We start from the raw sequence: 26,418 nt of genomic DNA, 5'->3' as shown, positions 1-26,418 counted from the left end.
CCTCAAAGTTCATCGTTGACAAGTTTTTTAGATTTTTCAATTAATTTTTTTTTGATGCGATTGATTTTCACACCAACATTATTACTAGAAATTCCTAGCATAGCCGACATCTCTTTATAGTTGAATCCATCTAGCATCAAAAGGCAAAGCGCTCGATCTACTTTATTGAGTTGAGCAATTTGTTCATAAAGCCACTCCAAACGATCATCATCACTTTGGTATGTGGTTACAACAGGTTCATAGCCATCTATTGGTTTCGAGTTGGCGTGTTTTTTTCCCTTTCTGACCCATGAGAGAGCTGTGTTCATGGTCACTCTATAGAGCCAAGTGGATACGGCCGAATCATTTCTAAAGTTTGGAATGGATTTCCATACTTGAATACATATTTCCTGAAACAAGTCGTCCTGATCTGTTTTCTTGAATGCATAAGCTCTAACAAATTTGAAAAACAGCGCTTTATATCTTGCCAACCAATCTTGAAATATTTCTTCCTGCTTTATTGAATCCATAGATAGTTATCTAATTTCAATGATACTAGTATCTATGGGATTGCCAATAATTACATACCACTAAATTTTTTTAACAAAACTCGTAGGTATAATACCCATTTTGACTCTTCTATTCCTGTTTTGGCACAGGAGTTGGATAATGCTTTACGAGTTTAGATTTTGATTAATCGCCACTTTGAGTGGTACTGCTCAGTCCAGCAGCCCTGCTGGTTGGCAGTTTTCGGCAGAAGGCCGAAAGTAGATTAGTTGATTGGTTATGTTTTGAGTTTATCCCAGGGGTGGTTCCCTGGGATTTTTTATTTATAGGATGGACTCTCCGTTTAAATCTGAAGTCAGTATCTCGCTCATGTAATCAAAAAATGGACGCATGTAGTGGAATTGCTTGATTATGCTCAAATGAAAGTTAGGCCCCATCACTTCCTTCATATCAAATTCATGACGTATCCAATACTGTTTGTATCTCAGCAAATCAATGGCAGGATCGTCCACCTCAAATCCTTTGGGAGCACGTTTCAACTGTTCGCCTCTAAGTAAACCAAAATTCTTTTTGAAATCCGGGTCAGCAATGATGTCTCGCAACATTTCAGGCTCTTGTTGTAGATGCTTTCGTATGTGCATCATGTCTTGGGAATTGGGACCCCAGAAGCCACCACCTACATACGTATTACCAGGTTCCAGATGAAAATAATAGCCGCCTCTTCTTTCTGCTCCAGCCCTTCTGAAACCTCCACCAAAATAGAGGCTGTATGGCGTTTTGTCTTTTGAGAACCGAACGTCTCTATAAATTCGGTAAAGACTTTTTTTGGCTGTAGGAGTTTCGATCACATCTGTCTTATTGAGTTCATCCAATAGTAGGTCTGCAAATGCTATGATTTGCTGATGTGCCTCGAGGTATTGATCTTTATTCTTGTTGAACCACTCTCGGTTGTTGTTGACTTTGAGTTTGTTTAGAAATATGAAGGGTCGATTGAGTAAAGATTGTGAAGACATCATACAGTTTTGATATAAAAAAACACCCATCCTTACGTGTGCAAAGATGGGTGTGTTCAAGTTAATAGGATTTTCTTACTTTTTATTCCAGTTGGTGTTTGAGGTATCAAAAAAAGCGGAACCTCCTGCCTTTGCTTCTGCTTTCACCTCGGCACCATTAAACAAATAGAGCTTTTCATCCTGAATCATATAGGAAGTAGGGTCAGCTCCTGCTGTGAATCCGGCATTCACGGCAAAGCCGCAGTACCCACCATATTGAGGAGCATACATTTCAGGGTTATTCACAAATGCATTTTTGTTTTCTTCTGAGACAAAATACCACTTGGCCTCTTTCCATTCGTATTGGTATTCCTGTGATCCCAATTGGGCTTTGTCAGACACGAAATAGCTTACGGGGTCGTAGCCTTTGATTGCTACACCTGAGTAAGTATCAAACTCATCAGAAGACACCATACCTAATGGAGACACATGATTAGTTTTGGCAAATACAAATATCCCAACAACCAATACTGCTACCACAATACCTGCAATTTTTAATGCTTTCATATTTTTTCAATTTAGTTCTTTGCTTTTCAGCGGTATGACGAATAAGTACAATAAGTTAGGACAACCAAAGTGATTTATTTTGAAAAAGTATAAAAACAAGCCCGAAATCTACCAGAAGCGCTTCTAGTTTCAATCGGGCTTTAGGAAATAAGACCTTGCTTAGGTGAATAAAAGACTGAAGTTTCGAATTATAGTTGCACGCCTGGGCGAGATGGATATTCATAATTATTCATTAAATTAAGATTAGCACCCAAGACGTAATCTATGAATCCCAAATCCTGCAACCATCTCGATGCGCTCAATCAAATCAAATCAGGCGCTGGTGTGTGTGAAGAATGTGTGAAAACAGGAGCCACGTGGGTGCATCTCAGAACCTGCCAGACCTGTGGGGTTACTTTGTGCTGTGATTCGTCAAAAAACAAACATGCCCGTGCACATCATGAAGAAAGTAATCATTCAGTAATTGCCTCTGCAGAACCCAATGAGTATTGGGCTTATTGTTACAATGATAATTTGTACAAAAAGTTTAAACCCGGATAAATCCTTTCCGATGAGCTAATAATGATATTAGAAGCAACAATTCTAGTATTTCATTCCTTGTTGTTAAGAATGTGCCTTGATTAGTCTTCCATAATCCAAACGCTTTTATTAATATTAAAGCTTCACCTGTAGATTTATTTTTTTATAATCTAAACATTGAATAATGAGCGTAAAAGATCCGGCCATCGTATATCTAAAATATGAGGCTAATGAATTGGTGCTGTCTGATAATGAAGGGCACCATAGTGAAAAGGGAAAGCAGAAAGACTTTACCACGTATGTTGCTCCAAATGGTAAAATTGCTTGGGAAATAGCAGATAAGAGCATTAAAGAAATAGTGGATATCCAGATTGATACTAATAAGGAAATGTTCAAGAAGCTCCCTCATGAGAAGAAAGGTATTTGGGAGGCTAAAATTGATAATAAGAGGTCTCAGCATAGTAAGTACAGTGTAGTATTTATTCCTTCTGGAGAAAAGGAATCCATTACGGTAGATCCTAAGATTGAAATCAGACCATAGTTTTGAAATTTAACTTAAAAACTACTTGTCTTATGGCAGGTAGTTTTCTTTTACTCTCTTTTAAAGCCCCTTGTCAAAATCAAAGGGTAGCTGATAGTCTCACTCTTGTGCTCAAGGGAATTGAGGTTAGGGATAGTAGCTATTTTGACTTACTGGAAGAGGTTGCCTATCAGCAACGTAATGCAGCAAAAAAACTTTATTATTCCAATCTGCTAATCAATCAAAGTCATGAACTTAATGAGCCACTATGGGAATCAAGAGGATATATCCTAAATGGCCATGCACACAGACTTTTGGGCGACTTTGATGTGGCTCTTCAGCGCTATTTGAAAGGCTTGCAAATTGCCGAAAATATGGGTTTCCAGAATATAATCGCTGGTGCTTATTCCTCTGTAGGTGATTTGTATTCGCTTAGTCAGCGGCATGATGAATCGATAGTTCAATATCGTATGGCGTTTGAAATGTTTAAAGAACTAGATGACTCGGTTAATATGGGGTCCACACTACTCAATACGGGAGACGAGTTCCTAAACATAAAAAACTATGATTCTGCACTAGTCTTTTTTCAGCGCTCTAAATTGATTTTCAACAGAATTGACTATCCTATGGGAACAGCCTTCAACTTAGGAAATATAGGTTTGGTACTAGCCGAACTAGGTCAATATGTACGTGCAGAAGAAAACATAAATCAAGCCATAACTATTTTAGAGGAACTCGGCGACCGATATCCGATAGCTGTATATCAGACTTCATTGGCTGAAATTTACGCTGAGAGAGGCGAGTATCATAGAGCTGTAAAATATGCAAAGAGCAGTTTAAATATTGGTCTTGAAGAAGGGCTAAAGGAACAAATCCGAGACGCCAGCCTCAAACTTTCTGAACTCTACAAATCAGTAGGTAACTCTGATGAGGCTTACACTTATCTGAAGCAATATATTACCTACCGAGATAGCATCAACAACGAAGAAACCATTCGTAAAATGGCCGATCTCCGCACAGAGTATGAAGTAAATAAGAAACAAATAGAGGTAGACCTATTGAGTGAACAAGCTAAGCTCAATAGAATGGTAGCCTGGAGTGCGGTTTTTATAATTGCTTTGTTATTGGTATTGACTATTGCGCTACTAAAAATTTATAGAATTAAAGATAGGGCAGTGCGAATCGTAAGGCAGCGTAGACGAGTGATTGCAGCTCAGAGAAACAAACTCGATGAAGTAAATAAAACAAAAGATCGTTTTTTCTCTATTGTTTCACATGATATCCGTGGTCCCATAAGTAATTTCCAAGGGATTTCAGGCTTGATTAATGTATTGGCTGACAGCAAGGATGTGGATGGATTGAAGCAATTAGGCAGTATGATGGAAGCTTCTGCTAAGGAGGTATCGGAATTACTAGATAATTTATTGGAGTGGGCACTGAGCCAAGAAGGGAGAATCCCTTACGATCCTCAGACCATCTCGTTGAGAGAAATCAGCCAGTCTAACCTGAATATCATGTTGAATATGGCGATTGCAAAAAACATCGACTTGGTAGGTCAACTGCCAGAAGATGTAACTATTAAAGCAGACAAAAACAGTGTGTCTACTATCATCCGAAACCTGCTAAGTAATGCCATCAAATTTACTCCTGAAGCAGGGAGTGTGACCCTAAATATTGCTGAAGAGGATGGTTTTGGGGTGATTGAGATAAAGGATACTGGAATTGGCATCTCTCAGGAAAAACTTGAAAATCTATTTTCTCTGAAAGGAACCAGAAGTCAATGGGGAACTAAGGGCGAAAAGGGCATTGGGTTGGGACTGCTTTTGGTACACGAGTTTGTGGAGCTGAACAAAGGCCGCATAGAAGTTCAAAGTAAAGAAGGAGAAGGAACATCATTCAAGGTGTTTTTACCTTCGAATATTACCTAAGGAACACAAAAAAAGGAAGTTAATTTGGCTTCCTTTTGGTGGAGCATATCGGAATTGGTTAAATACTTAGGATATGAAGTTGATTTTCCATTTTCATCTGCGAAGACTGAAGCGTTAAGTGATACTTCTTGGATGATAGGAGGAAAATTTCAATATCAAAATGTTAGTGGTTCAATGGTTGAACAAGAATACTTTTGCATTGTCACATATTGGCCTAGTGAGGAGGCGGTAAGTTGTGAAGACATGAAGATAGGAGATATTATATTCAAGTCTAATTAGAGTTAAGGTGCTATTTCCTAAAAGGAAATGATCGCAGGACTATGAAACACTGCTAGGTACAAATTCTTGATGGAAAAAAATCTTTGCGTTTGCATTAGACATCGAATATTATGGTTCAATTCACCTTATAATCAAAAACGTCAGAATATCAATGCAGAATTGTGTGATAGAGCCATGTGTTATATCTATGTTAGAGGCACGTTTCTTGTTAATTTCTCAACCTTTATTGCAAATGGATGTTTCATTTGTTTTGGAGTCATAGGAGCATAATAAAAGGATTACGGTATAATAAAAATGTTCTCAAGTAGTTGTTTATTATGTGATTAAGATAAATTTAGTATATTGATAAACAATCGAGGGTGTTAGGAATGGAATTTGCTTTTTTTACATCTGACGGTTAATTTTATTCAAAAAGTGGCTAAAAAATTTATTGTTAAGGAAATTTCAATCAATTTCGCGAATCATTTCGTTGATAATATTCAAATAATTAGAAAGTCAATATGACAATTCAGCAAGAAAATCAGATTAATTCAAGCAAAAGGGATGTCTGGTTTGAAGAATTTATTCAAGGTGTCAAAGTGGATAAATTAATGCTAGACTCTGGGACAGCTGATCCAGATAAGGAAGCATTTTATCAAAACCTCGTAGAAGGAAATCATATTACTGTATTGGCAGAAGTAAGGGAGAAATCAAGTCATGCCTTTGTGCAGGCGTTAGTTAAGTCATACATTAAAGAAATTAATAGCAGAAATGTTAGTATTTCAAAATTGGCCTTAGAATTGGGAAATTCAAGCATACTAGTATGGGCAGAAATTAATGATGATGACGAAGTTACAGAGGATAATTTGATAATGTCTGAGGCCAAAGTGAATGCAGAATTTTTGGAATATGGGTTTCACATTTCTACTACTATACTTGAGAAAAGTGACGGGATTCCGGTTCCTCCACATTACATAAGTGTTCTTTAATTCTAGACAACAACTCTAGTTGATTTGGCAGATTTTCCCGAACACATCAAGCAAGCAAAGAACAATCTAGATTTTTTAAGTCAGGTTAATGACTCTGGGAAAAAGTTTTGGGATTGGCAAGTAACAATTTCATTTTATGTGGCTGTACATTTGGTTAACGCACATATTGCGTCTAAAGCAAATATGCATTATCGGTCTCATAACGATGTTAAGAATGCACTCAATCCAGAGCGACAAGTTTCACTTAGTAAAGTTGATGAGGAAACTTATAAAGCGTTTATCAAATTGCAACAACTTGCACGGAGGGCTAGATACTTATGTCATGATAAGGCCGCAAATCAAGACGAAATTGCATTTTTCACTTATGATAAGCACTTTGCTAAAGCAATAAAAAACCTTGACAAGATCATGTCTTTTATTCATAAGGAGTATTCGGAAGAGTTTGAGCCAATTCAGATTGACTGTATTGAACTTGTTAATTACAGTTCACAGTATTTTAAGACGGGAAAAAAGAAAATTGCTTAATTCAGCACTAGGCTAATTTAACAATTGCGAATAAATATGTGACCCCAAAAAACAAAAAAAGCCATCTGAAATCAATCAAATGGCTAATTATGTGGAGCATATCGGAGTCGAACCGATGACCTCTACGCTGCCAGCGTAGCGCTCTAGCCAGCTGAGCTAATGCCCCAACTTATTAGGCTGGCAAATATATATTTATTTTTGATTATAGCGCAGTGTTTAAACCCTACGCTATAAGAATAACTTTAGACCAAGATATTTCCAGTCATTTCTTCTGGCACTTCTACTCCCATCAAAGTAAGAATGGTCGGTGCTAAATCCCCTAGTTTTCCATCTTTCACAGGCTCTTTGATATCTTCATCAGCGAAGATACAAGGCACCAAGTTGGTAGTATGTGCTGTGTTCGGAGAACCGTCAGGGTTCATCATGATGTCAGAGTTGCCATGGTCTGCGATAATGATAGGCGTGTATCCATTGGCAATAGCAGCTTCTACTACAGATTGTGCACAGTGATCTACGGTTTCACAAGCTTTTACTGCCGCTTCGAATACTCCGGTGTGCCCTACCATATCGGGGTTAGCAAAATTCAAACAAACAAAATCTACTTCACCCTTCTGCAGTTCGGGGATGATTGCATCCCGAATATCACCAGCACTCATTTCTGGTTGCAAATCGTAGGTAGCTACTTTTGGAGATGGGCAAAGCAATCTTTTCTCTCCTTCGAATTCCTTTTCTCTTCCGCCAGAAAAGAAGAAGGTCACGTGAGGATATTTTTCAGTCTCTGCAATTCTAATTTGCTTTTTACCTGCAGACTCTAGCACCTCACCCAACGTATTGCTGAGGTTGTCTTTGTCGTACATGACTGACACATCTTTGAAAGTGCCATCATAATTGGTCATGGTTAGATATTTTAAAGACAGTTTTTTCATTCCCTGATCAGGGAAGTCCACTTGAGTCAAGGCTTCTGTGATTTGTCTACCTCTGTCAGTTCTAAAGTTGAAACACACCACTACATCGTCTTCTTGGATAGTCCCTAATGGCTGACCTGCTTCGTCTGTCTGGACGATTGGCATTATAAACTCATCGGTCACATTTTCAGCGTATGATTTTTTCACAGCATCCAAAACATCGGTTGTTTTAGATCCTTCACCATTCACCATGGCATCGTAGGCCAATTTTACACGTTCCCATCTTTTGTCTCTATCCATGGCGTAGTAGCGACCAGTGACAGAAGCAATCTTCCCAGTGGTTTTATCCAAATGATTTTGAAGGTCGGTCAGGTAATTGATGCCGCTCTTGGGGTCGGTATCTCTACCATCGGTGAATGCATGAATCAATACATCTTCTAATCCATTAGCGGCAGCTCCATCGCAAAGTGCTTTTAAGTGATTGACATGCGAATGGATTCCTCCGTCAGAAACCAGTCCTATGAAATGAACGGTTTTGCCGTTGGCTTTTGCATAATCGAAGGCTTCGAGGAGCGTTTCATTTTTGGCTAACGAGCCGTCTTCTGCTGCTAGGTTCAGTTTCACTAAATCCTGGTACACCACTCGGCCGGCACCGATGTTCATATGGCCTACTTCTGAGTTTCCCATTTGGCCTTCAGGAAGACCCACGGCTAAACCAGAGGCTTCTAATTTGCTATGTGCATATTTTGTGTAGCAAGAATCTACGAAGGGAGTTTTTGCTGCTTTGATTGCAGATACTTCTGGATTGGTGCCGATTCCCCACCCATCCAAAATCATTAGTATTACCTTTTTATCCATAGCGCAAATATAGTTTTACTATATAGCCCATTGAAATTTATTGATAAAAAAGGACTCAATTTTCAATTGAATAGTTAAAACATTGAATTTCATTCAACGAAACGTCAGTTTATTGCGAATTTATGAATTTGACATTGAGGTTAACAAGGCTTTATTTGTTAGCCAACCATTTTTCAGGATCCATTTTTACATTGTTTTTCCAGACTTGAAATTGTAATTCGGAAATACCATCAGAATCGGTATATACCTCCCCGACGCTTTCATTGGCCTGGAGAATCTGACCCTTTTTAACATTTACGCTTTTCAATTTAGCATATAGGGTATAATAATCTCCGTGTTGCACAATAACTACCCGGTTCATACCTGGGACAAATGCCGTGGTTGCTACTTTTCCCTGAAAAACAGTTTTCACTTGAGCATTTTTCTGGGTCTGAATGTCGACGCCCTGATTTTCTACCCATATATTCTTTAGTACCGGATGGGGATGTTTGCCGAATTTTTCTGACACAAATCCCGATTGAACAGGCCATGGAAGTCGATTCCTTTTTCCTTCAAAGGCAGTAGAGATTTTGGCCATCTCAGCGGTGAGATTAATGGTATTGGCATTTTTATCAGCATTAGATTTTTCAATTTCCGCTTTAATGATTTTGGCTAACAAATCGTCCAGTCGTTTAACGGCTTTCTTAGTTTCAGCGACCTCTGCCTTTAATTCTTTTTCTCTTTTACTCAATTCCTGAACCACCTTGTTTTGCTTGGATTTCAAAGCGAGTAGACTTTGATTCTCTTTTATTTTGGTTTTGAGTAGGGCATCTTGTTCTTCTTTTTTTACTACTAATACGCCCATTTGCTGATTCAGCGCATCTCTCACTTTTTCAATTTGTTCGACTTGTACTTCACGCGCTTTGGTGTATTGTTCTAAGTATTTTAATCTAAGAAATAATTGGTTGAAGGTTTGTGCAGAAAACAAGAAAGTGAGTTTGCTATATCCTTGATTTGCCTTGTAGGCGTCATAGATCATCTGTCCGTATTCCTGCTTCAGATGTTCCAAATCTGATTGCAAGGCGTTCACCACTATGGATAGATCTGAGATCTCTCCACTAATCAAATCTATCTCCTGAGTAAGAGAAGAAATCAATGATCGCCTGGCTTCAATTTGCTTGTTGAGGGCCTGTAATTGTCCTATTGAGGCCTTTTTTTCTGTTTCAGTTTCTTTTAGAATCTTCTGTACCTCAGAAATTTTGGCCAGACTTTCTTTCTTCTCTTTTTCAATTTGAGATTTACTTTTCTGGGCAAAACCTTCAGGAAGGATGAGAAAGGTTGCAATCAAAAACAACCATGTAAATACATTACATTGGTTCATACTTGTCAGGAATGCTAAATGAGAAATTCAGATCTTCTTTGTTGATATTGATCTTTGAATGTCTGATTTGAACCTTTGAAACTTTTTTTGCTTTGTTTCTTTTCGAGCGATAATTGATCTGCATATTGATTTCTGACGGAAGAATTTTACCCTCTTCCTTCAAGAACTCAGTGTAATGAATATTCAGTGCATTTTTACTGGTATCGCTGACCGCTTGGAGTTTTTCCAATTTCATGGAGTTGGCTCCTATATAATTCATAACGGTCAGGTCACCATCAGATTTTTGAATTTTGAAGTATCCATCCTCTTTTTGTATATCATCATCATCTGTGATTGGCCAGATTAAATTGCCTATAATGATGGACTCGATCAACTTGAGATCAAAATCGAAGTGATATTTTTCAGACAGATCCGAAACCTTCAATACTTGATACTCCTTGTGTATTTTGTCTAATATGATAATAGAATCCTTCGTAACGACTCCTCTAGCCGCCTCGATGCCAAGTCCTGGGGTAAGGGAAAACCAAATGATACTATCTCTTTTGACTCTGATATTCGCGGTGGCCTTGAGGTCACGATTTTCATCTTTGTATTTAATCTTAGACTTTAAAGATAGGTTGTCATATTCCAAATTATTCAGATTGAGCTGAGATGATTTAGAAGAGAAGATGGCGAGTTTTTTGCTACAGGCTGAAAATATCAACAAACCTGCAAGGCATAGGATAAATCTATTCATAAAGTTGTTTATCAGCTATTTTTTTGTCCAAAGTGGTAGTGTCCTCCGCCATATCTCTAGCGGTTTTCCATTGTATGATGGCCTCGTCTATTTTTCCTAATTTGAATAAAGCGTCTCCATAATGCTCGATGATGGTAGCGCTAGGTTCATACAACAAGGCCTGCTTTAAGTTTTTTTCTGCTCCTTCAAAGTCCCCCATCATGTAGAGCACCCATGCATGAGTGTCAAGATAAGTCGAATTTTCGGGAAAATCTCTAACCAATTTTGAAGACATTTTAAAAGCTTTGTCCAGATCCTTCTTTCGTAAGGACAGGAAGTAGCTATAATTATTTAAAACATGATCGTTGTCTGGCTTTGCATCTAAGGCAATCTCATAGGCCTCGTCTGATTTACTATGATCACCTATACTATTATATGCATCACCCAACTGACCATGAAAAAGACTTTTCATTTGAGCATCTCTGGCGGCGTATGCCTTACCTGCATTGAACGTCTTCAATGCATTTTCATAGTCTTTTTTAATCAAATAGGCTGTTCCTCCGAAGTAGTAAAGTGTGGCCTGATTAGGGAAATTCTCGATGGCTTTTTCGGAATGCTCGATCACTGCATCGTAATCTTCCATTTCGAGATCCAGAGACAATATGTTTTGCCATATGTTGTAGTTGGATCCATCTATCTCCACGGCTTTCAGGTAATACTCCCTTCCTTTTGGTCTATCGTTGATATTGTAATATAAGTCACCGGTCATTGCCAAAGCCTGATAGGAGTTTGGATGAGTTTTTACCAGCTTTTCGGATAATTTGAGTAGTGGCTCATTGAGCTCCTCATTGGGAAGCATGGCAAGGTAGCCTGCCATTGTTCTAATCTTTCTGGTTAAGTCCAGCGTAGTGCTGGCAAACGGAACTTCTAAAACTTTAATTGCTCTCGCGTATTTTTTCTGCTTTCCATAAGCTTCCGAAAGGAAGATGTATAGTCTTTCGTTGTTTTGGTATTGATCAATTTTAGACAGGATAAATTCCTCAGCTTCTTCATACTTGTCATTGGACAGCATCATTTGTGCTAGCGAAAGCGCATGTGAGGGCTCATTTGGATACAGGTCCATGAGTCGCTTTCCCTCTTCTACGGCCAAATCCATACGGTTCATTTTCAAATAAACCGTTTGTTTTTGGAGGATGATTTCTTCCATGGCTCCAAAATGGTCTTCGGCCTTTTGATAGCTGACTAGTGCGGCTTCATACTCTTTTTGATACAATTGAATGGCAGCTAATTCAAAAAGGTAGCTTTCCGTATCAGGCACATTTGCCAGCATTTCTGTATAGGTTTTCTCTACCGCAACAAAATCCTCAAGATTTGTTTGGATATGAGCCAACAAGAGGTAATAATATTTGTTTTTGGGGTTGTAGTTTTTTGCAAATATGGCATGCGGCAATGCCTTATCTATATCATTGTTTTCACTATAAATCTGACCAATTTTATAGTGGGTGGCGGCATTTTTAGGGTCTAGTTGTAGTACCTTATGAAAGGCAGTCATTGCCTTTGAAAAGTCCTGAAGAAGGAAATACTTTTCTCCTTCTAAAAAGTAGAGGTCAACTTCTGCTTTTTCCTCATCTGTTAGAAACTGAACCTTTTCGATGTTCACCTGAGGCTTGTTTTTCTTTTTCCTTTTTTGCGAAAAAGAAGTATAACCACAAGTAAGTATCAGGGTCAGAATGAATATAGTCCGCAATATTGTCATCATAGTATTGATCAAACGATCAGCCACCTTTCATAGTTTGTAGGATTCACAAATTTAAGGAAAAACCGCTGTACCTTATTGATTTTCAATTCATTCATTTGTACTAGTACCAAATGACTCAATAATTTAAGGAAATTTAAACCCGAATACTACTCGGCCTGCAAGATGTTTTCTCTCAGCTAAATAGGTTCCCGCTATAAAAATCAAGACACCCAAATTTTTAATGAAAAAGTTGGCTACCCAGTTGTCTGTATCGATTTGATAAAAAACCAATATGAGTAGAGAAGCTAACACCAGATAAACTGCTATTTTGATAACTTGGTAAGGGATAGGGTAATATTTTTGACCAAACAGATAGCTTATCAAAGCCATAGAAAAATAAGAAACTAACGTAACGATCGAACTACCAAAATAGCCTAATACTGGGATAAGCAAGTAATTGAGTAATATGGTAAGCGTGGCACCCAAAATGGTGATCCCTGCTCCGTAGACCGTACGATCCGTGACTTTATACCAGACGGAGAGATTATAATAAATGCCATTAAACAAATAGGCCAGCAGCAAAATAGGGACTACATATAAGCCTTCACGATAAGCTGGGTTAGAAAAGAAGACCATTCCAATCACTTCAAGGTTGAGCGAAATAGCCACAAAAACCAATGTGCAGAAAATGACAAAGCCGGTCATCACATGAGCAAATAGTTTTGGTGAATCTTTGCTTTGTGCATTTGAGAAAAAGAAAGGTTCTGCAGCATACCTAAAGGCTTGAATCCCTAACATCATGAATACGGATAATTTATAGCAAGCGCCAAAAATACCAAGTGCTGCTATACTGGTTTGATTAGGGTAATACCCCTCGGGCAGCCAAATTTTGAGTAGTGCACGAGAAAGCATTTCGTTGGTTGCTCCTGCCAATCCCATAAAAAGCAAGGGAGAAGCATAGAGCAAGATGGGCGCAAGCTTTTTCCAATTAAACCTGAGTTTGAATCCATCAAATTCTTTAATTAATAATAGAATGAGGAGTGAGTTAGAAATAAGGTTAGATAGAAAAACATATTTCGCTTTGAACTCAAAATCGTAGTGCTCGAGCATGAAATCCTGCAAATCCACTAGCCAAAGGCCTTCATAAATTTTGAGGCAGAAAACCAGAAAAAACAGGTTTAGTGCTACAGCGAATGCAATGTTGAAAAACCGAATAAAAGCAAATTTCTTGGCTTGCTTGCGAAAACGTAATCGTGCAAATGGAACTGAGGTGATGGCATCTACGGCGAGCACGGCAGCTAACCAGTAGAGCACCATTTCTTTTCCTGGATAGTCCAAGGCTATCGCTAAGTCAGCACCAAAATAAAATAAAACACCAGCGAAGAAAGTACTGGACAGGATCATCATAGTGACGATCAGGTTAAAAAGTGCAGGCTCTTCTTTTGGATTCTTGTTGGCAAATCTGAAATAGGCGGTTTCTATCCCGTAGGTAAAAATGGGGTACAGAAAAGCCGTATAAGCATAAAGCTCAGTTACAATTCCATACTCTCCTGGCAGGAAAACGGAAGTGTATAAAGGCACCAATAAGTAGGATAGCATGCGGCCAATGATGCTGCTTAACCCATACCATATGGTGTCTCCAGCTAATCCTTTGACTTTACTCATGTATTAGCCAGAATTTTAATTTCATGAACTACTTTGATTATTCGCCTTTAAAATTAGGCTTTCTTTTTTCAAGAAAGGCCGAAGTGCCTTCTTGAAAATCTTCTGTGCCGCAGCATCTCGAAAATGAATTGGCCTCTGTTTGAAAACCATTTTCACCGGAAGTATGAACAGCTTTTACGCAGTCGATCACCATGCCTACAGCAAGAGGGGCCTTGGTTTGAATTTTTTTCAAAATTTCCTCGGCTTTGGAGATCATTTCAGCTTTAGAGTCAACTTTATAATTGATTAACCCTAGAGAGAGTGCTTCTTCCGCACCAATCATATCTCCCGTCAGCATGAGTTCGAGTGCTTTGCCTTTGCCTACAAGTTGAGTTAAGCGCTGTGTGCCCCCATACCCTGGAATAACTCCTAAGTTCACTTCAGGTTGGCCAAATTTGGCATTAGCAGTAGCGATTCTCATATGGCAAGCCATAGCCAGTTCGCATCCACCACCTAGTGCGAAACCATTCACGGCCGCAATAACGGGCTTTGCAGAGCCTTCAATCATGTCGAAAATCTCCTGGCCTTTTTCAGCAAAACTTCTACCATTTACCTCAGTCATTTTAGCCAATTCTGTGATATCAGCTCCGGCTACAAAGGCCTTTTCTCCGGCTCCAGTGAGGATAATCCCAGAAATGTCTTTGTTATCCAGGGCTTCTTCGAAAGTGCTTTTTAGTTCATTAAATGTTTTATCATTTAATGCGTTGAGTGCAGATTCTCGGATAAATGTAATGGTAAGAATGCCGTCGGATACTTGTAGAGCTAATGTTTCCAATTGAGCCATAAGGATTAATAATGGTTTTTTCAAATGTATTTAATGCAGCGAATTAAAACCACAATTGCTTAGCTTTTTTACTCTACTCGAAAAATAATATTTAAATGATTCAGCGAGTATTTCGTATAAAAAACCTGCTCTGCTCTTTGTGAACAAACCGTATATTTGCCGTGTGATGGAAAATCAAATCGACTTTAAATCTTATTTGAGTAGCAAGAAAATTGATGCACTAAAATTCAGAGCATCTGAGCCGGAATTGTATGAAAAACTAGCCTTGGTTTTTGCTGAAACTCATCCAGCCAGCTTTACTGCTCAAAAATTATTTTTAATCAACCCGATAAGAAGAAAATATCAGTTGAGTGAAGAGGTAGAAGTGGCTCCATCCAAACCAAAAATGAAGTTTAAACCCAAAATGAAATAATTTCCATGTATAAGTCTTTAGAAGCCAAACTAAAAACACAGCTACAAGAGATCAAAGAAGCTGGCCTTTTTAAATCTGAAAGGATTATTACCACGCCTCAAGGTGCCGATATAAAAACGAGTGAAGGCAAAGAGGTAATTAATTTTTGTGCGAACAATTACCTTGGTCTTTCTTCACACCCGAAAGTAATTGAAGCAGCTAAAGCCGCTATTGATACGCATGGTTTTGGCATGTCATCTGTTCGATTTATTTGTGGTACACAGGACATTCACAAAGAGTTGGAAAGAAAAATTTCTGAGTTTTTGGGAACTGAAGACACTATTCTTTATGCCGCTGCTTTTGATGCTAATGGTGGCGTGTTCGAGCCACTTTTTGGACCTGAAGATGCAATCATATCTGATGCTTTGAATCATGCTTCTATTATAGATGGGGTGAGATTGTGTAAGGCGCAGCGCTATAGGTACAACAACAATGACATGGCTGATTTGGAGGCTAAGTTGATTGAAGCCAAGGACGCCAAATGTAAAATCATCGTAACTGATGGTGCGTTTTCTATGGATGGCACAGTAGCCCAAATGGACAAAATTTGTGACCTGGCTGATAAGTATGATGCCTTGGTGATGACAGACGAGTGTCATTCTACTGGCTTTATGGGTAAAACTGGAAGAGGAGTTCATGAACTTTGTGGAGTGATGGATCGAGTAGATATTATTACGGGTACTTTAGGAAAAGCCTTAGGTGGTGCATCCGGAGGATTTACTTCTGGAAAAAAAGAAATTATTGAGATGCTTCGTCAGAAGTCGAGACCTTATTTGTTCTCAAACACATTAGCACCATCGATTGTAGGCGCTTCGATTGCCGTAATTGATATGCTAAGTGAAACGACTGAGCTTAGAGATAAGTTAGAGGCAAATACTAAATACTTCCGTGAAAAAATGACAGCTGCTGGATTTGATATTAAGCCAGGATTCCACCCTATTGTGCCGATCATGCTTTACGATGCTGTGTTATCTCAGAAATTTGCTGCCCGATTACTTGAAGAAGGCATTTATGTGATTGGGTTTTATTTTCCTGTGGTGCCTAAAGGCCAGGCGAGGATTAGGGTTCAGCTTTCTGCTGTCCATGATCAAGGGCACTTGGATAAAGCCATTGCTGCTTTCACCAAAGTTGGAAAAGAGCTAGGCGTGATATAAGTCTTCATGCGGTACTTCATTGATATTTCTTATGACGGGTCGAATTACCATGGCTGGCAGATTCAGAATAATGCGAAAACCGTACAAGGTGTTCTCAATGAAGCATTATCCACGATATTAAGAAAAGACCTATCGACTATTGGAAGTGGTAGAACGGATACGGGTGTTCATGCCATGATGCAGATGGTTCACTTTGATTGTGATAAGCAGATTGATCCATTGCAGTTGGTAGCCAAACTGAATAGTCTTTTGCCATTGGATATATCAGTCAATGAAATTCATCTGGTCAAGGATGAGGTAAGCGCAAGATTTGAAGCCACATCTCGCGCTTACATTTATAAAATTCATCAACGAAAGAACCCATTCAAACAAGGGTTGTCCTATCATTTTCATCAACCGCTAGATATAGGGGCAATGAATGCTTGCTGCGAGTTGATAAAAAAGTGGAAAGACTTCGAGGCCATGAGTAAGGTGAAGACTGAAGTCAACAATTTTAATTGTGAAATATTTACCGCAAGTTGGGAAAAGCAAAACGATGAGATACATTTTCACGTAAGTGCCAATAGATTTTTGAGGGGGATGGTTCGGGCCTTAGTTGGCACCATGCTGGACGTAGGCCAAGGGCGAATGAAAGTTGAAGAATTTCAAGCCGTATTGGAAAGCCGAGATCGAAAAAAAGCAGGTCGATCTGTTCCTGCACATGGCCTATATTTGCGCGACATCATCTACCCCAAAGACATTTATCTTTAATTTCAAGTCAGCACTAAAATAGTTTGGAAAAAGAAAAACCCGACGGTAAAATCCTCGATTTCAAAGTTCTGAAAAGAATCTTTGTTTTTGTCAAGCCATATATGACGCAGTTTTGGCTGTTGGTTTTACTCACCATTGCATTGGCGATATTGGTGCCTATTAGGCCGTATCTCATTCAAGTTACTATTGACAATGATGTGGCTAATGGAGACTTCGATGGTTTGATCTTTATGATTGGATTGTTGATCGTACTGCTCATCGCCCAGGCTTTTGTGCAATACGCACATACCTACTTATCCAGTTGGCTGGGTCAATACATCATTCGAGATATTAGAACGAGTCTCTACGAACATATTCAAAAACTCAAGCTTAAGTTCTTCGACAAAACCCCAATCGGCCGATTGGTCACTCGAAACATTTCTGACATTGAGACTTTGGCTGATGTTTTCAGTCAGGGTATAGCTATGATGATTGGAGACTTGCTTCAATTGGTGGTGATTTTGATTTTCATGTTTTATACAGATTGGAAATTAACACTTGTGAGTTTGTCCACTTTGCCTGTATTGATTTTCGCAACCTATATTTTTAAGGAAAAAATAAAGGTCTCTTTTAATAGCGTCAGAACTGCGGTATCCAACTTGAACTCTTTCGTACAAGAGCATATCACTGGGATGAGTATTGTGCAAATTTTTAATAGTGAAGAGCGAGAGTTAGAAAAATTCAAAGACATAAATCGCGAGCATAAGAAAGCGAATATTAAATCCGTGATGTACTATTCGGTCTACTTCCCAGTAGCGGAGGTGATTCAAGCGATTGGCATTGGTTTGGTGGTATGGTATGGTGCGGTGAAGATGATAGATGCTCAATACCAACCCGGTGTACTCATCGCTTTTATTATGTACATTCAGATGTTCTTTCGTCCCATTCGAATGATCGCGGACAGGTTCAATACCTTGCAAATGGGCATTGTGAGTTCGAATCGCTTGATAGATTTATTGGAGAACAAGGAACATATTCCGAATGAAGGGTCGAAAAATCCAGATCATTTGGAGGGACAGGTAGTTTTTGATAAGGTTTGGTTCGCCTATAATGATGAAGATTATGTATTGAAGAACATTAGCTTCGAAGTGGAGCCCGGTCAAACGATTGCTCTAGTAGGGGCTACAGGTGCAGGAAAGTCTTCAGTAATTAATCTGCTCAGCAGATTTTATGATATAAACAAAGGGTCTATTGCTGTGGATGGATACGATATTCATGAATATGAATTGAGTGCCTTGCGTAGAAATATTGGGGTAGTGCTTCAAGATGTTTTCTTGTTTTCGGATACCATCGAAAAGAATATTACGCTTGGAAACGAAGATATTTCCAGAGAGCAAGTCATGCATGCAGCTGAGCTGGTTGGCGCAAGAGAATTTATTGAACGGCTACCTGGCGGGCTGGATTATAACGTGATGGAACGTGGAGCTACATTGTCAGTAGGCCAGCGACAGTTAATTTCATTTGTTCGTGCCATGGTCTACGACCCTAAGATCATTGTTCTAGATGAAGCGACCTCTAGTGTGGATACAGAGACAGAGGAATTGATTCAGCGAGCGATTGATCGGATGATGAAGGGTAGAACTTCTATTGTCATTGCTCACCGTTTGTCAACTATCCAGCATGCAGACAAAATACTCGTTTTGGAGCAGGGTGAGATAAAAGAAACAGGTTCTCACGACGAATTACTTGCAAAAGATGGTTATTATGCACAACTTCATAAAATGCAATACAAAGAGGTAACTAATAAGATCGCTTGAAAACCCCTTCAAAAATATTTTTAGTAGGCATGCCAGGTTCGGGTAAGTCTTCCTTAGGAAAGCAGCTTGCAGAAAAGCTGAACCGTAATTTCTTTGATTTAGATGCCGAAATCGAGCGTATGGCTGGATGGGTAATTCCTGATATTTTCGAACAAGTAGGAGAGGACTACTTTAGAGAACTTGAAAACAGTGTGTTGCTTATGCTCATTCGGTTGAATGAACCTGCCGTGATAGCTACTGGTGGTGGCGCACCATGCTTCTATGACAATATGGACCAAATGAACTCAGCGGGAGCGACTATTTTCATAGATACTCCTATGGACACTATTGTCGAAAGGGTGAAAAAGGAGAAGAGTACACGACCCTTAGTCAATCAAATGGAGGACGATACGCTCGCTCAAGATATGGATGAGCTATATAAAAAGAGACTTCCTCAATATGAGAAAGCCTCGTTCACTACCAATTCGAATCTTGAGGATATCCTTGAGTATTTGGAATCGGTTAAAAGTTGATTCCAAAAGTCACAGATACATTTAAATTCTTGTTTTCAATAAAAGCCGTTGGGCTGATGTCTTCATTGGGATCATCGAATGAATAGATCGTATAAGGGCTTCGAGAAGATGACCATTTGCTATGTACCGCTGATACATCCACAAAAAATTCTCGATTTCTATAACCTATACCTCCGGATACTTTTCTAATGCTGTTGTCGATGCTGCTATTGTTATAAGGATCGCCTTCATAACTATACCCCCCTCTGACTCTAAACGAACTCACTCTAAATTCACTTCCCACTCTCCAATTAATGGTTTTCTGATACAAGGTGCTAATGGCAAGATTGTCATCGGTGACGTCAAAATCAGATGATTTGATTTTAGATTTAGAGTAATCGATAAAGTCTATGTCTGCTGAAATGAATCCTGTTTTACCCAAAAAGAAAGCTAGGCCTGTCGTCAGTTTCATGGGTGTTTTAATCTGATACGTTGACTCTGTAAAATATTCATCGTAGAAATCTTCCAAACGTATTACTTCGGAAGAATTAGGATCATGATAATCCCAGCTGTTGTAAGAAGTTAGCAGATCTTCTGAAGTTTCTTCTGATAACCAGTAATGGGTAGGAGTAGTCAGAGAAACTCCAAACCTGACGAGATCTAATGGTCGAGCGATCAAACCGAAGGTTCCGCTGACGCCAGTGCCACGCACATCTACTGTTGATCTCGTGCTAATTTCGTTGATGATATCATCGGGTTGATCATTATACAGAAATTCGCTTTCGCTATACAGGCTTTCATTAGAATACTTGATTGAATTCAACCCCAGACTTGCGCCAAAATAAATGATGTCATTGTAATTTCCACCAGCAGAAAAATCCCATTGATATTGACCACCCTTGTTTTTAATAGTCTCAATTTGTCTTGGAAAATCACCTAGTTCTCGGATGGTACTGTCTGGCAAGTACCCCATGTATTTGTCATAACCAGGTTGATTAGGGTCTCCATAATCACTAATTAAATAATGATTGTATGCATCGTATGGATAGCCCAAATTAATAAGTCTGTCAGTAGGTGTTCCCCAGGCTTGATCAATCCATGAGTCTACTATCGAAGATTTGCCTTGTATCTGTTCATTGTATCCATCATATAAAATGTCTTGATGGAAGTTGTTTTCTCGAGTCATGGTGATGGCGAATGACCCTCCTTTAAATTTACTGTCTTCATAATCACTTTTGGCGAAGTTGAAGATCACGCCTAGGTTGGCAATATTGAAATTGGCTTTAGAATCATCCGCCAATTGTCCGAAGTACTCGGAATCGCTATTAGAAAAATTGATGGAAGGAGTAAAGGTGACGACCGAACTTCTATTAAATCCCAAGCCTGCAGGGTTGGCATAAGCGGCATTAATGTCTCCGCCAAGCGCTACCTGAGCTCCGCCGAGTGCCTGCGTTCTAGCTGTTCCAATAGAGTTAGTTCGGCTATAGTTCAGGGCATCTGTGTAGTATCCAATCTGAGCATTGGAGTGATAGGCGCACAACGAGAGTGTAAAAACTAAAAGGAATAGTTTGTTCATTAAAAAATTATTTCGAATGCTGATGACTTACCTTCTTCCTCGTGAACTTGATCTACTTGAAGATCCAGAAGAACTTCCAGAGCTTCTGGATACACTACTTGATCTTGATGGAGCGGCATAAGACCGGCTCGGAGAGGATGACCGTGTTCCCGAATATGAACTTCTCGAAGGACTTGAATAAGATGAACTTTGAGAATTATACCTTCTTACATTTCCAGATGAACTTCGCGAGCTATTGGTACTTCGCGTAGTTCTGGTAGAAACTGACGGAGTCTTCGTGAGACTGTTGTTTTGCCTATTAAGGTTAGACGAAACCCTGGAATTGTTGTTAGTATATGTCGTTCTGCTACTCACGACTGAACGCGAATTTGTTCTGTTCGATAATTCTGTCAATCGCGAACGTGATGTACTTACGTTGGCTTTTCTCAGGTATTCATTTTGTGATTGAACCTGATTATTAGATTGATTGGCTACTCTTCCACTACTATTGGATGTACTAGCAATTCGAGTTGAACCACTTGCTCTTCCACTTGTCGCCACAGCTCTGCCCGAACTCCTGGCTGGTGTTGTCGACGAATATTTCACAATGCTGGAATTGCTGGCGGCGGATTGACTTCTGCTTCCTCTTGCACCTCTTGTAATATGCCTTTGGTAGCCATTATCAATTCCATTGGCAGCATAGTAGCCATAGTTATAACCGTTATAAAAACCTCTGTTATAACCATTGCCGTACCACCTATAACTATTATAGCTATATACTGGGCAATAAAACGGGTCATAAAAGAAAGGATCATAATACCCATTTCCCCAACCAAAACCATAGCTCATTCCATAAGACCAACCACCCCAGTTATTATAGCTCATCATCATGGAAGGTCCCCATGAATTGAAACCGCCGTAATATGGGTTGCGATATGCATTTCCGTAGTAGTTGTTGTTGACTACAGTTGATTCGTTTTGTCTATTGTATTTGGGATCATCGTAGAAAGAAGGGTTGTCGTAGTCAGCGACTTCTCCTTCTACAAAGTAATCCGTACTACTATAAGTAGGATTAGTGTTTCCTTCTGCTGCGGCTACCTCACTTGCTACAGAGGCTCTGGCCTGCTGCTTGTATTTCTCAATATATTCTGGATTTACTTCTTTAGCGGAGTAGGAAGGATTGTCATAAGTATTATTCGAGTAAGACTCGTATGTTATACTGGCTTCAGTATTTTCCTGGGCGTATTTTATCTTCTTTCGATCTTTTGAAGAAAAATACATGTCATCGTATTCGTCTTGACCAAATCCGGTGTGTGCTATTCCCATACAAAGGGTCAAAGCTAATACTGCAGGCGACTTTAAGTTTTTTAGAATCATAACTACCTCCGGGTTTAATTGGTAAGACATTGATTTTAATTACTGGACAACCTATTATATTTGTGTCCAATTTTTGCGGATAAGAAAGCAATATCCATACCAAATTTAAGAAATCAAGATGAGTAAAGGATTACCAAAGCGGAGCGAAGATTATTCTTTGTGGTATAATGAATTAGTAAAAAAAGCAGATTTAGCTGAAAACTCGGATGTAAGAGGCTGTATGGTGATCAAACCCTATGGGTTTGCCATATGGGAAAAAATGCAGGCTACGCTGGATGAAATGTTCAAAGACACAGGCCATTCTAATGCTTATTTTCCCTTATTCATCCCTAAATCTTATCTCAGCAAAGAAGCCGACCACGTGGAAGGATTTGCTAAAGAATGTGCGGTAGTAACACACTATCGATTAAAAAACGATGAGAACGGCAAAGGAGTCGTAGTAGATCCTGATGCTAAGTTGGAGGAAGAACTGATCGTAAGACCAACTTCGGAAACCATCATTTGGAACTCATATAAAAATTGGATTCAGTCTTACAGAGACTTGCCATTGCTGATCAATCAATGGGCCAATGTGGTGCGCTGGGAAATGAGAACTCGTTTGTTTTTGAGAACGGCTGAGTTTTTATGGCAAGAAGGGCATACCGCCCACGCAACCAAGCAAGAGGCCATTGATGAAACCGTTCAGATGATGAACGTATATGCTGATTTCGCTGAAAATTTCTTGGCCTTACCTGTATTGAGAGGAGTAAAGTCAGAAAGCGAAAGATTTGCTGGAGCCGAGGATACCTATTGTATTGAAGCTTTGATGCAAGATGGAAAGGCCTTACAAGCGGGAACCTCCCACTTCTTAGGGCAGAATTTCGCGAAAGCGTTTGATGTAAAATTTGCCAACGCAGAAGGCGGAGCAATGGAATATGTGTGGGGTACTTCTTGGGGAGTAAGTACACGATTGATGGGCGCGCTGATTATGGCACACTCTGATGATCAAGGATTAGTGTTGCCTCCGAAATTGGCTCCATTCCAAGTGGTGATCGTGCCTATCTTCAAAAGTGATGAGCAATTGGCTGAAATATCTGAAGTGGCTTTGAAGATAAAAGCAGATTTGAAAAAATTGGGTATCACCGTAAAGTTTGATAACCGCAAGACGCACAAGCCAGGTTGGAAATTTGCTGAGTATGAATTGAAGGGTACACCAGTTAGAATTGCTATTGGGCCTAAAGACTTAGAGAATAACACGGTAGAAGTAGCTAGAAGAGATTTGCTTGAAAAGAACGTGATGCCACTAGATGACAATTTTGCGCAAAGCATATCTGAATTACTCGATAACATCCAGGAAACGATATATAAAAAGGCGTTGGACTATAGAACTTCACATTCGTTTGAAGTGGATACTTACGAAGAGTTCAAAAAGATTATCAATAGCGAAGAGGGTGGGTTTGTATATGCGCACTGGGATGGTACTGCCGAAACAGAAGAGAAGATCAAGAACGAAACTAAAGCTACCATTCGTTGTATTCCGATAGATCAGAAACTAGAGGAAGGAAAATGCGTGTACTCAGGTAAGCCTTCAAAAGGAAGAGTAGTATTTGCGAAAGCGTATTAAAAACAAGAGGGGTTGAGTTGAAACTCACCCCTATATTGTATATTCGAATACTAATTTTAAACCACCAATATTGCTAGACTATTTTCTTATAGCGTTTTTGATTTTAGCAGGGATATCTTTGATCATCGTTGAGATCATTTTTGTGCCTGGCACAACTATCGTTGGCATTTTAGGGTTTTTGGTGGGTGTATACGGAGTATATAGAAGTTATGAATTATACGGAGTAGACACTGGGCATATCGTGCTGGCAGTATCTATGGCTGCAGGTTTGACAGCGATTATTTTGAGTTTTAAATCTGGGGCTTGGAATAAATTTTCCAATAAAAGTGTAATGAAAACTCCCGTAAATGAGGGATTAACTTCAGCACTCGAGATAGGTCAGGAAGGCAAGTGTATTTCTTCCCTGAAGCCTGTTGGAAAAGCTGAATTTGATAATAAAGAATATGAAGTGTCTTCGCTTGGTCCATTTGTGTTGGAAAACACAGCGATTAAAATCATCAAGTTGGAGCGAAATAAAATAATTGTAGAACCAATAAACTAATACCTATAATGAGTAGTATGATGATGATAATTTCGCTCTTTGGGGCGATTATCCTATTTTTCACCTTCCTATATTTTGTTCCGGTTAACCTTTGGATCACTGCTGTATTTTCTAATGTTCGGGTAGGTTTGGCTGAGCTCGTGTTTATGCGAATAAGAAAAGTGCCACCATCGTTAGTTGTTAATTCTTTAATTACGGCGACAAAAGCAGGCCTTACGGTTACTTCAAATGAATTAGAAACGCACTACCTCGCGGGAGGCAATGTGCCTAGCGTAATCAAAGCCTTGATTTCGGCTGATAAAGCCAACATTGCTTTGGAATTCAACCAAGCGGCTGCGATTGATTTGGCAGGTAGAGATGTATTCGAAGCGGTACAGATTTCTGTGAACCCTAAAGTAATTACCACACCAAGAGTAGCGGCAGTTGCGTCTGACGGTATTCAGTTGATCGCTGTAGCGAGAGTGACGGTTAGAGCAAACTTGGCTCAACTTGTAGGGGGTGCTGGTGAAGACACAATCTTGGCTCGAGTAGGCGAGGGTATTGTGACGTCGATTGGTTCGGCTGTCACACACAAAGAGGTACTTGAAAACCCAGATAAAATATCGAAATTGGTACTGACCAGAGGCTTGGATGCAGGTACTGCGTTCGAAATCCTGTCTATTGATATTGCCGATGTAGATGTAGGAAAAAATATTGGAGCCGATCTTCAAACGGATCAAGCGGCAGCCGATTTGAAAGTAGCTGAAGCTAAAGCTGAAGAAAGAAGAGCGATGGCGGTGGCCGTAGAGCAAGAAATGAAAGCCAAAGCACAGGAAGCGAGAGCCAAGGTAATCGAAGCGGAGGCTGAAATACCTAAAGCAATGGCGCAAGCTTTCATTGATGGCAACTTGGGCATCATGGATTATTACAAAATGGACAACATCAAGGCAGATACTGAGATGAGAGAGTCTATTTCGAAGCCTAAAAGCTCAGGCTCTAGCAAGAAGCCAAAAAGTTAAAAGCTAAAATTTTATACCAACGGGCATCCTCAGATACTTACCTGGCATTAGTTGTTTGATGCAACAAATGAGCTGGAGTACGAGAATGCCCGTTTTTTTTGTGCCCAAACTGTTGGGGTTTATGCTCCTGCTCTTTTGCTTTTACCATTCTTCGGCACAAAAAATAACCGTACATGGGCAAATACTCGACGGCATGAGCCTGGAAGAATTGGCCAATGTCCATGTTTACCTAGAAGAGCATTTGGGCACCACTACCACTCACGAAGGTCGATTTGAGTTTGAAATCGATCACCTTGATACTTTGCATTTTCGTTTGGTAGGATACGATTCCCTATCCATGGTGATAACTAATGTGGATCAAGTGCAAAAAGTAATTCTGGCTATGCATAGAAGTACCATTATTCTCGATGATGTAGAAATTACCTCTGATTATCAAGCCAATACCATCATCAAACAACCGGAACGTGAGGTTTATTACGTTCCTGGCGTGAAGTACTCTAACAAACCTGCAGAGAAAGATTATCATATGGGATTGGGTGCAGTGGCTAGTCCTATGACCGCTCTGTATCGGGCTTTTAGTAAAAGCTACAAAGAGGAAAAGAAGAATTATTTATATCTGAAGCAAATGCAAGCTGATGATCTGGTTTATGAAGAGGCTAAGTCGAATCTGGATCAAGCATTCGATCAAATCAATGAGTATTTTGATGATTACTATTATCGAGATTTTATCCAGTATTCAGGATTGACGGTTCAATATGTGGCGGATTGTTCCGAATATCAGTTGATTAAGTTGTTGCCTGACGCCATCAAAAAGTACTACGAGCACCTCAAGGAACTGGAAGAGGAATAAAAAA

The 26,418-nt window shown here is 39.5% G+C and carries 25 protein-coding genes and 1 tRNA gene; 14 read left to right on the top strand and 12 right to left on the bottom strand.

Features of this window, described 5'->3' with window-relative positions; translation table 11 throughout:
* Window positions 1–2 precede the first annotated feature (2 nt).
* The 3 genes from R8N23_RS20760 to R8N23_RS20750 form a co-directional block, all read right to left on the bottom strand.
* Window positions 3–509, bottom strand: a complete 507-nt coding sequence (locus tag R8N23_RS20760; protein WP_318173527.1) for an RNA polymerase sigma factor — start codon at window positions 507–509, stop codon at window positions 3–5.
* A gap of 300 nt (window positions 510–809) precedes the next feature.
* Entirely contained in the window at window positions 810–1,559 is a 750-nt protein-coding gene (locus R8N23_RS20755; protein WP_318173526.1) for a DUF2461 domain-containing protein, read from the bottom strand.
* 15 nt (window positions 1,560–1,574) lie between these two features.
* A complete protein-coding gene (locus R8N23_RS20750) occupies window positions 1,575–2,045 on the bottom strand; it encodes a YHS domain-containing (seleno)protein (protein ID WP_318173525.1) in 471 nt (156 codons plus the stop codon).
* A gap of 264 nt (window positions 2,046–2,309) precedes the next feature.
* Here R8N23_RS20750 and R8N23_RS20745 point away from each other — a divergent pair, with 264 nt between their 5' ends.
* From R8N23_RS20745 to R8N23_RS20725, 5 genes are all read left to right on the top strand, one after another.
* Window positions 2,310–2,585 (top strand): UBP-type zinc finger domain-containing protein, encoded by a 276-nt coding sequence (locus R8N23_RS20745; RefSeq protein ID WP_318173524.1) that lies wholly within the window; start codon window positions 2,310–2,312, stop codon window positions 2,583–2,585.
* A gap of 163 nt (window positions 2,586–2,748) precedes the next feature.
* On the top strand, window positions 2,749–3,105 hold the full coding sequence (locus R8N23_RS20740) for a hypothetical protein (RefSeq protein ID WP_318173523.1): 357 nt from the start codon (window positions 2,749–2,751) through the stop codon (window positions 3,103–3,105).
* 32 nt (window positions 3,106–3,137) lie between these two features.
* The gene (locus R8N23_RS20735; RefSeq protein WP_318173522.1) at window positions 3,138–5,012 is read left to right on the top strand and encodes a tetratricopeptide repeat-containing sensor histidine kinase; all 1,875 of its coding nucleotides are present in this window, start codon (window positions 3,138–3,140) and stop codon (window positions 5,010–5,012) included.
* Between the two features lie 779 nt (window positions 5,013–5,791).
* Complete coding sequence (locus R8N23_RS20730; protein WP_318173521.1) at window positions 5,792–6,259, top strand: hypothetical protein; 468 nt, start codon at window positions 5,792–5,794, stop codon at window positions 6,257–6,259.
* A 24-nt stretch (window positions 6,260–6,283) separates the two neighbouring features.
* Window positions 6,284–6,784 (top strand): hypothetical protein, encoded by a 501-nt coding sequence (locus tag R8N23_RS20725; protein ID WP_318173520.1) that lies wholly within the window; start codon window positions 6,284–6,286, stop codon window positions 6,782–6,784.
* 92 nt (window positions 6,785–6,876) lie between these two features.
* On the opposite strand, the gene R8N23_RS20720 is transcribed toward R8N23_RS20725, so the two are convergent.
* The 7 genes from R8N23_RS20720 to R8N23_RS20690 form a co-directional block, all read right to left on the bottom strand.
* A tRNA-Ala gene (locus R8N23_RS20720) sits at window positions 6,877–6,950 on the bottom strand.
* Between the two features lie 76 nt (window positions 6,951–7,026).
* The gene (gpmI, locus tag R8N23_RS20715) at window positions 7,027–8,547 is read right to left on the bottom strand and encodes a 2,3-bisphosphoglycerate-independent phosphoglycerate mutase (RefSeq protein WP_318173519.1); all 1,521 of its coding nucleotides are present in this window, start codon (window positions 8,545–8,547) and stop codon (window positions 7,027–7,029) included.
* Between the two features lie 151 nt (window positions 8,548–8,698).
* Window positions 8,699–9,874, bottom strand: a complete 1,176-nt coding sequence (locus tag R8N23_RS20710) for a murein hydrolase activator EnvC family protein (RefSeq protein WP_318173518.1) — start codon at window positions 9,872–9,874, stop codon at window positions 8,699–8,701.
* 19 nt (window positions 9,875–9,893) lie between these two features.
* Window positions 9,894–10,643, bottom strand: coding sequence for a DUF4292 domain-containing protein (locus R8N23_RS20705; RefSeq protein ID WP_318173517.1), 750 nt, complete (start codon window positions 10,641–10,643; stop codon window positions 9,894–9,896).
* A complete protein-coding gene (locus tag R8N23_RS20700; RefSeq protein WP_318173516.1) occupies window positions 10,636–12,282 on the bottom strand; it encodes a tetratricopeptide repeat protein in 1,647 nt (548 codons plus the stop codon). The genes R8N23_RS20705 and R8N23_RS20700 overlap by 8 nt, the downstream gene beginning before the upstream one ends.
* A gap of 222 nt (window positions 12,283–12,504) precedes the next feature.
* Complete coding sequence (locus R8N23_RS20695) at window positions 12,505–14,025, bottom strand: lipopolysaccharide biosynthesis protein (RefSeq protein WP_318173515.1); 1,521 nt, start codon at window positions 14,023–14,025, stop codon at window positions 12,505–12,507.
* A gap of 37 nt (window positions 14,026–14,062) precedes the next feature.
* Window positions 14,063–14,848, bottom strand: coding sequence for an enoyl-CoA hydratase-related protein (locus R8N23_RS20690; RefSeq protein WP_318173589.1), 786 nt, complete (start codon window positions 14,846–14,848; stop codon window positions 14,063–14,065).
* A 166-nt stretch (window positions 14,849–15,014) separates the two neighbouring features.
* On the opposite strand from R8N23_RS20690, the gene R8N23_RS20685 reads away from it, so the two are divergent.
* From R8N23_RS20685 to R8N23_RS20665, 5 genes are read left to right on the top strand one after another with little or no spacing between them, the layout of a single operon-like run.
* Window positions 15,015–15,260 carry a hypothetical protein gene (locus tag R8N23_RS20685; RefSeq protein WP_318173514.1) on the top strand — a complete coding sequence of 82 codons (246 nt, stop codon included), beginning with the start codon at window positions 15,015–15,017 and terminating at the stop codon, window positions 15,258–15,260.
* Window positions 15,261–15,265: 5 nt separating this feature from the next.
* The gene (kbl, locus tag R8N23_RS20680) at window positions 15,266–16,453 is read left to right on the top strand and encodes a glycine C-acetyltransferase (protein WP_318173513.1); all 1,188 of its coding nucleotides are present in this window, start codon (window positions 15,266–15,268) and stop codon (window positions 16,451–16,453) included.
* Window positions 16,454–16,459: 6 nt separating this feature from the next.
* Window positions 16,460–17,203, top strand: a complete 744-nt coding sequence (gene truA / locus R8N23_RS20675) for a tRNA pseudouridine(38-40) synthase TruA (protein WP_318173512.1) — start codon at window positions 16,460–16,462, stop codon at window positions 17,201–17,203.
* 23 nt (window positions 17,204–17,226) lie between these two features.
* Window positions 17,227–18,999, top strand: a complete 1,773-nt coding sequence (locus R8N23_RS20670; protein WP_318173511.1) for an ABC transporter ATP-binding protein — start codon at window positions 17,227–17,229, stop codon at window positions 18,997–18,999.
* Window positions 18,996–19,511, top strand: a complete 516-nt coding sequence (locus tag R8N23_RS20665) for a shikimate kinase (RefSeq protein ID WP_318173510.1) — start codon at window positions 18,996–18,998, stop codon at window positions 19,509–19,511. Before R8N23_RS20670 ends, R8N23_RS20665 begins: the two co-directional genes overlap by 4 nt.
* Here R8N23_RS20665 and R8N23_RS20660 read toward each other — a convergent pair.
* Both R8N23_RS20660 and R8N23_RS20655 read right to left on the bottom strand, forming a co-directional pair.
* Window positions 19,501–21,066, bottom strand: coding sequence for a hypothetical protein (locus tag R8N23_RS20660; protein ID WP_318173509.1), 1,566 nt, complete (start codon window positions 21,064–21,066; stop codon window positions 19,501–19,503). The two genes, R8N23_RS20665 and R8N23_RS20660, sit on opposite strands and share 11 nt — an antisense overlap.
* Before the next feature lie 27 nt (window positions 21,067–21,093).
* On the bottom strand, window positions 21,094–22,452 hold the full coding sequence (locus R8N23_RS20655; protein WP_318173508.1) for a hypothetical protein: 1,359 nt from the start codon (window positions 22,450–22,452) through the stop codon (window positions 21,094–21,096).
* A gap of 88 nt (window positions 22,453–22,540) precedes the next feature.
* Between R8N23_RS20655 and proS the strand changes: the two genes are divergently transcribed.
* The 4 genes from proS to R8N23_RS20635 all read left to right on the top strand — a co-directional run bounded on the left by proS (window position 22,541) and on the right by R8N23_RS20635 (window position 26,414).
* Window positions 22,541–24,025: a proline--tRNA ligase gene (gene proS, locus R8N23_RS20650; protein ID WP_318173507.1), complete on the top strand. Its 1,485-nt coding sequence runs from the start codon at window positions 22,541–22,543 to the stop codon at window positions 24,023–24,025.
* A gap of 70 nt (window positions 24,026–24,095) precedes the next feature.
* On the top strand, window positions 24,096–24,566 hold the full coding sequence (locus R8N23_RS20645; RefSeq protein ID WP_318173506.1) for an NfeD family protein: 471 nt from the start codon (window positions 24,096–24,098) through the stop codon (window positions 24,564–24,566).
* A 17-nt stretch (window positions 24,567–24,583) separates the two neighbouring features.
* A complete protein-coding gene (gene floA, locus R8N23_RS20640) occupies window positions 24,584–25,564 on the top strand; it encodes a flotillin-like protein FloA (protein WP_348436162.1) in 981 nt (326 codons plus the stop codon).
* A gap of 67 nt (window positions 25,565–25,631) precedes the next feature.
* Entirely contained in the window at window positions 25,632–26,414 is a 783-nt protein-coding gene (locus R8N23_RS20635; protein ID WP_318173504.1) for a carboxypeptidase-like regulatory domain-containing protein, read from the top strand.
* Window positions 26,415–26,418 lie beyond the last annotated feature (4 nt).

The sequence above is a fragment of the Reichenbachiella sp. genome, from assembly GCF_033344935.1.
In the GTDB taxonomy this organism is placed as follows: Bacteria; Bacteroidota; Bacteroidia; order Cytophagales; family Cyclobacteriaceae; genus Reichenbachiella.
Note: the sequence above shows the minus strand (reverse complement) of the source record. Positions and strands in the feature narration are given on the sequence as shown.

Coding starts and splice junctions, on each gene's coding strand:
- R8N23_RS20750 (WP_318173525.1), bottom strand. CDS start 2,045: ATGAAAGCATTAAAAATTGCAGGTATTGTGGTAGCAGTATTGGTTGTT.
- R8N23_RS20760 (WP_318173527.1), bottom strand. CDS start 509: ATGGATTCAATAAAGCAGGAAGAAATATTTCAAGATTGGTTGGCAAGA.
- kbl (WP_318173513.1), top strand. CDS start 15,266: ATGTATAAGTCTTTAGAAGCCAAACTAAAAACACAGCTACAAGAGATC.
- R8N23_RS20735 (WP_318173522.1), top strand. CDS start 3,138: ATGGCAGGTAGTTTTCTTTTACTCTCTTTTAAAGCCCCTTGTCAAAAT.
- R8N23_RS20705 (WP_318173517.1), bottom strand. CDS start 10,643: ATGAATAGATTTATCCTATGCCTTGCAGGTTTGTTGATATTTTCAGCC.
- R8N23_RS20690 (WP_318173589.1), bottom strand. CDS start 14,848: ATGGCTCAATTGGAAACATTAGCTCTACAAGTATCCGACGGCATTCTT.
- R8N23_RS20745 (WP_318173524.1), top strand. CDS start 2,310: ATGAATCCCAAATCCTGCAACCATCTCGATGCGCTCAATCAAATCAAA.
- proS (WP_318173507.1), top strand. CDS start 22,541: ATGAGTAAAGGATTACCAAAGCGGAGCGAAGATTATTCTTTGTGGTAT.
- R8N23_RS20685 (WP_318173514.1), top strand. CDS start 15,015: ATGGAAAATCAAATCGACTTTAAATCTTATTTGAGTAGCAAGAAAATT.
- floA (WP_348436162.1), top strand. CDS start 24,584: ATGATGATGATAATTTCGCTCTTTGGGGCGATTATCCTATTTTTCACC.
- R8N23_RS20730 (WP_318173521.1), top strand. CDS start 5,792: ATGACAATTCAGCAAGAAAATCAGATTAATTCAAGCAAAAGGGATGTC.
- R8N23_RS20695 (WP_318173515.1), bottom strand. CDS start 14,025: ATGAGTAAAGTCAAAGGATTAGCTGGAGACACCATATGGTATGGGTTA.
- truA (WP_318173512.1), top strand. CDS start 16,460: ATGCGGTACTTCATTGATATTTCTTATGACGGGTCGAATTACCATGGC.
- R8N23_RS20660 (WP_318173509.1), bottom strand. CDS start 21,066: ATGAACAAACTATTCCTTTTAGTTTTTACACTCTCGTTGTGCGCCTAT.
- R8N23_RS20635 (WP_318173504.1), top strand. CDS start 25,632: ATGAGCTGGAGTACGAGAATGCCCGTTTTTTTTGTGCCCAAACTGTTG.
- R8N23_RS20740 (WP_318173523.1), top strand. CDS start 2,749: ATGAGCGTAAAAGATCCGGCCATCGTATATCTAAAATATGAGGCTAAT.
- gpmI (WP_318173519.1), bottom strand. CDS start 8,547: ATGGATAAAAAGGTAATACTAATGATTTTGGATGGGTGGGGAATCGGC.
- R8N23_RS20655 (WP_318173508.1), bottom strand. CDS start 22,452: ATGTCTTACCAATTAAACCCGGAGGTAGTTATGATTCTAAAAAACTTA.